Annotated in this window: 2 protein-coding genes; both read left to right on the top strand. The window is 33.9% G+C overall.

All coding sequences use genetic code 11. From position 1 onward, the window contains the following. Positions 1-272 precede the first annotated feature (272 nt). Positions 273-632 (top strand): VOC family protein, encoded by a 360-nt coding sequence (locus ACFSY7_RS10360; protein WP_380147779.1) that lies wholly within the window; start codon positions 273-275, stop codon positions 630-632. A gap of 199 nt (positions 633-831) precedes the next feature. After that, positions 832-1806 carry a hypothetical protein gene (locus ACFSY7_RS10355; protein WP_380147778.1) on the top strand — a complete coding sequence of 325 codons (975 nt, stop codon included), beginning with the start codon at positions 832-834 and terminating at the stop codon, positions 1804-1806. Positions 1807-1984: the final 178 nt, after the last annotated feature.

Genomic DNA, 1984 nt, shown 5'->3' with positions numbered 1-1984 from the left:
CTGTATATTATGCGCGTCAATGCCAGTTGACACTCAAGCATCATACAGGAGGGCTTTTTTGTTTTCAAGTCTCTGAAAATCCTTCTAACAGGAATGCTCCTATAAGCATAAGAAAAACTGGAATTGCGCTGTGGCGCGGTTCCAGTTTTTCGTTGCGAACGCTAAAAGAAGGAAAGTAACGTGTTTTGTCCTAGTCTATTTTAATTTTGTAAAAAAGGTATATGTGATTTTAAATGGTATAATTAACCAAGTGGTATAAGGAGGTTTTTTGGATGTTTAAAGGAATTGGTCATGTACAACTAGCCGCTCCAAAAAATAGTGAACAGCAATGTCGTGCTTTTTTTGGCGACATTCTAGGAATGACGGAAATTGAAAAACCAGAAAATTTAAAAAAACGAGGTGGTGTTTGGTTCGAGTGTGGCGCGCATCAGCTTCATATCGGCATTCAAGAGCCATTTACCCCAGCCTTAAAAGCACATCCAGCATTTTTAATGACAGACATTAAGGCATTCAAGCAACAATTACAGCACCACCAAGTCGACATAAAAGAAGATGAGCCATTAGAAGGCGCTAGTCGCTTCTATTTGGACGATCCATTTGGTAATCGCCTTGAATTTATTCAATGGCTATAGGTAGGTGTTGATTGTTTAAAAATTACAAAAATGAACCGTTTACACTACTTCAAGAAATCATTTTGATAGGTACTAATGCTTGTTTTAAATACTTTGCGTGTTAATTCATAGTTTCCTCTACTAAATATGACAAATTTATCATAAAGTTATTAATATACACTAAATAGTATATGAAAACATATGAATTGGGGCTATTATGATGACATCAACATTCGTTAAAACTGCAAGTGCGGCAGTGTTAACAGGTACATTACTTGTATCTTCTTACACACCATTTACTGCTAAAGCAAATACAACAAGCGTACAATTAAAATCAACTGATAAAGAAGACGTAAAAGTAACCACTCAAGTAAAAACAACAACGGCTACAAATGTATATGCAAAATATGCAGATATTAAAAAAGGTAAGGTAGCTCATACATTACCAGCCGGTACGTACATCAAAAAGATAGACACTGTTGAATTAAACGGTAAAAAATATTACAGCATTACGTACTCAAATGCGCATGAAATTACATCTAAAAAAGATTTTGATAAAAACTTTGATATTTTTAAAGGCTATGTGAAAGTATCAGATACCCTTAAAGAAAAAGTAACAATTAGTGGCTATGACTCACTATTCTCATCATGGGATGATATTGAGGAAGCAGACTTAAATAAATTCGTAAAAAGCTACATCGGCAATACAACACGTACTGTCGTAACAAAAAATACGATTTCAAATTCATTCTCACCACGTTTTGATAACTTTGAAGATGCCGTTTTCTTTGATTTCACTAAAAAAGGTGAAATTTTACTTTTCTCCGATAAGATTAAAATCAATAATAAAACGTATTATGTAGGCATTACACAAGAAACACTTGTAATGATCCCTGCGACTTCAACTAAAAAAGTAAAAACACCGACAAAAGTATATACTACAGCAGAGCGCAAAGTATCATACAAGGTAACAAAAGATACATTTACACGCTTATCTTTCGGTAAAGAATTCTTAACATCCGATTATGCAATGGATAAAGTCAAAGCTGGCACGAAAGTTCAAGTATTAAAAGAAGTGACAGCGGATGGTAAAAAATATGTCTTTATTAAACTAAAATACTCTAAAAAACAATTAGATGAAGGATACACGCCTTATGGTTGGATTTTAAAAGACCGTATTAAAAAAGTGAAATAATGCAAAAAAAGCTGAAGTGGAGTAGCCCGCTTCAGCTTTTTTAATATATACAAATGAAAAGAGTGATTTTTTGAACAGATAGATTGTCAAATTAACTGCACCACTTCACATTCAAATGCATCCTGTGTGGTATTCCAGTTGAGGCACTTTCTTGGTCGATTGTTGATCAATGAAAGTG

This window comes from Kurthia populi (genome assembly GCF_042686175.1).
Lineage (GTDB): Bacteria > Bacillota > Bacilli > Bacillales_A > Planococcaceae > Kurthia > Kurthia populi.
The sequence above is the reverse complement of the archived record's forward strand: the minus strand, read 5'-3'. Positions and strand labels throughout refer to the sequence as shown.

Bases quoted from the DNA above. Each gene is read 5' to 3' on its own strand.
- ACFSY7_RS10360 (WP_380147779.1), top strand. From the start codon at position 273: ATGTTTAAAGGAATTGGTCATGTACAACTAGCCGCTCCAAAAAATAGT.
- ACFSY7_RS10355 (WP_380147778.1), top strand. From the start codon at position 832: ATGACATCAACATTCGTTAAAACTGCAAGTGCGGCAGTGTTAACAGGT.